Annotated in this window: 2 protein-coding genes; one reads left to right on the forward strand and one right to left on the reverse strand. The window is 75.0% G+C overall.

What is annotated here, in order from left to right:
- Nucleotides 1–120 precede the first annotated feature (120 nt).
- Nucleotides 121–2,607 carry a M17 family metallopeptidase gene (locus CKO43_RS26070; protein WP_242481409.1) on the forward strand — a complete coding sequence of 829 codons (2,487 nt, stop codon included), beginning with the start codon at nt 121–123 and terminating at the stop codon, nt 2,605–2,607.
- Here the strand turns inward: CKO43_RS26070 and CKO43_RS25230 are convergent.
- Nucleotides 2,499–2,832: VanZ family protein (locus tag CKO43_RS25230; protein ID WP_242481411.1), on the reverse strand; the 334-nt coding region annotated here is incomplete at its 5' end. The two genes, CKO43_RS26070 and CKO43_RS25230, sit on opposite strands and share 109 nt — an antisense overlap.

Genomic DNA, 2,832 nt, shown 5'->3' on the forward strand with positions numbered 1-2,832 from the left:
GGCGGGGGTCCATCGGGGCGCGCATCATGCAGCATGCGCCGGCGCTGCGCGCAGCGGCCGGTGGCGCCCGGGGGGACAATGGCCGCTTTTGCCTCGTCGCCACCGGCGACATCGCCCCGAATGACCGTCCAGCTCAAGAAGCCCACCGCCCGCACGACGCCGATCCGCGTCGTCGACCGCAGCACCTTCGCCGCCCAGCTCGAGGCCGCACCCGCGACCACGCGGCGCTGGCTCGATGCCACCGGCTTCGACGCCGCGCCCGACACGCATGCGCTGGTGCCCGGCGCCGACGGCGCGGTGGCCGAGGTCTGGGCCGGCGTGCGCGCGGCCGACCACCCCTGGGCGCTGGCGGCGCTGCCGCGGGCGCTGCCGGTGGGCAAGTACCGGCTCGCCGCCGACGGGCTGGCGCTGCCGCCCGAAGTGGCGGCGATGTCCTGGGAGCTCGGCGGCTACCGCTTCGACCTCTACAAGCCCAGCAAGCGCGAACCGGCGACGCTGCTGCTGCCCCCGGGCGCCGCGGCCGAACGCGGCCTGCTGCTGGCCGCGGCCATCGCCTCGGTGCGCGACCTGGTCAACACGCCTGCAGAACACATGGGCCCGGCCGAACTTGCCGAAGCGGTGCGGCTGGTCGCCGACCAGCATGGCGCCGAGTTCCGCCAGACCGTCGGCGACGCGCTGCTGAAGGCCGGCTTCCCGGCGATCCACGCCGTCGGCCGCGCCGCCGCGCGTGCGCCGCGCCTGATCGAGCTGCACTGGGGCGACCCGAAACACCCGCAGCTGACGCTGGTCGGCAAGGGTGTGTGCTTCGACAGCGGCGGCCTGGACATCAAGTCGCCCGACGGCATGCGCCAGATGAAGAAGGACATGGGCGGCGCCGCCAACGCGCTCGGCCTGGCGCAGATGGTGATGGCGCTGGGCCTGCCGGTGCACCTGACGCTCTTGATCCCGGCGGTCGAGAACGCGATCGCCGGCAACGCCTACCGCCCCGGCGACGTGATCCGCACGCGCAGCGGCCTGCACATCGAGATCGGCAACACCGACGCCGAAGGCCGCGTCGTCCTGTGCGACACGCTCGCCTACGCCGCCGAGGCCAAGCCCGAGCTGCTGATCGACCTGGCGACGCTGACCGGCGCCGCACGCGTGGCGCTGGGCGCGCAGCTGCCGGCGCTGTTCTGCCGCGAGACCGCGACCGCGCGCGAACTGGTCGACCTGGGCCTGGCGCTGCACGACCCGCTGTGGCACATGCCGCTGTGGCGCGACTATCACGGCGGCATCGAGAGCGAGATCGCCGACATCGTCAACACCGGCCGCAACGCGCTGGCCGGCGCGATCAATGCCGCGCTCTTCCTCGAGGACTTCGTGCCCGCGGGCCTGCCCTGGCTGCACCTGGACCTGTTCGCGTGGAACGACGCCGCGCGCCCCGGCCGCCCGGTCGGCGGCGAGGCGCAGACGCTGCGCACGCTGCTCCAGCCAGTCCAGCAGCATCTGCACGCCGGCTTCGCCGAGCGCCAGTGCGAAGGTCTGCCAGCGCCGGTTGACGCGCGCATCGGCCCAGGCGTCCTCGAGCGCCCGCTGCATCGCACGCGTGTCGTGGCCGGGGCGGGCCTCCATCACGCGCGCGGCGATGGCGCCGGCGAGCAGCTGGAAGTCGTGGCGCGGCGCCTCGCCGCGCTCCGGCGGCAGCAGCGCCGCCAGGCGGCGGATGCGCTCGCTCCAGCCCGCTTGTGCGAACTGCAGCGTCACCAGCGCCTGCAGCTGCTGCACGGCGTTGACCAGCCGCAGCTGCGGCGTCGGCAGCACGCGCAGCGGCACGCGCACGGCCTCGGCGAAGGGCAGCTCCGTGGCCAAGCTCGCCAGCACCGCCAGGCGCCAGGTCTCGGCCGGGTTCAGCCCGCCGGGGGCCTCGGCCAGGCCGGCGTCGACCTGGGCCGCGCGGCGCAGCAGGGCGCCGGCCGACAGGTTCTCGCGTGCCGCCTCGGCCTGCGCCGACAGCAGCACGAGGTGGCCGACGGTGTAGCCCGCTTCGGGCTGCAGCCGGGCCACCACCGGCGCGTCGGCACCGCCGGGTGCGCCGCCCAGCGGCCGGCGCGTCACCGGGCAGTGCGTGCCGTCGAGGCGGGCGAGTTCGGCCGCGCCGAGCCGGGCGCTGTCGAAGGCTGTGCCGCGGCGCCAGGCCTCGGTGCGCAGCGTGAGCCAGCGCCGCACCGGGCGCGTGGCGCTCAGCGTGCGGCGGCCGAAGACCGCCTTGCCGGCGCGCCAGCCCTGGCCGATCGGCGTGCCGTCGAGCAGCAGCCCCGGCGGCGGCACCAGGCCGTGGCGGGCGTGGTCCCAGCCGAGTTCGAAGCCGGTGCGGTCGCAGGCGTCGGCCTGCGGGTCGAAGTCCAAGGTCGCCTGGTTCATCACGGTCTCCCGTTTGCTGGCCAGGCCCCAATGCCCGACGCTGGAAGACAGTGTCGCGGTCCAGTGGCTCACAGGCAGAGCCACCACTGTGCAAATTTTCAGTCGGGCGCGATGCGGCGCCAGCCGGCGGCGATCAGGCTTCCGAGCAGGATGCCCGCCAGGTCGGCGAGCACGTCGGCGGCCTCGGAACTGCGGCCCGGAACGTAGGCCTGCACGATCTCGATCAGCACGCCGTAGCCGAGCAGGGCGCCCGGGCATACGAGCCGCGGTGCGCCCGGGAAGGCGCGCACCGCGCTCAGCGCCAGCAGCGCGAAAGCCAGCGCGTGTTCGCCCTTGTCCCAGCCCGCCGCCACGCGCAGCGGCGGGTTCGGCGTGAACGCAAGCCACGCGACGCCCGACACCAGCAGCAGGAGCAGCAGGCGCCAGGCGAGG

Origin of the sequence: Rubrivivax gelatinosus (genome assembly GCF_016583785.1) — a bacterium.
GTDB classification, from domain to species: Bacteria; Pseudomonadota; Gammaproteobacteria; order Burkholderiales; family Burkholderiaceae_C; genus Rubrivivax; species Rubrivivax gelatinosus_B.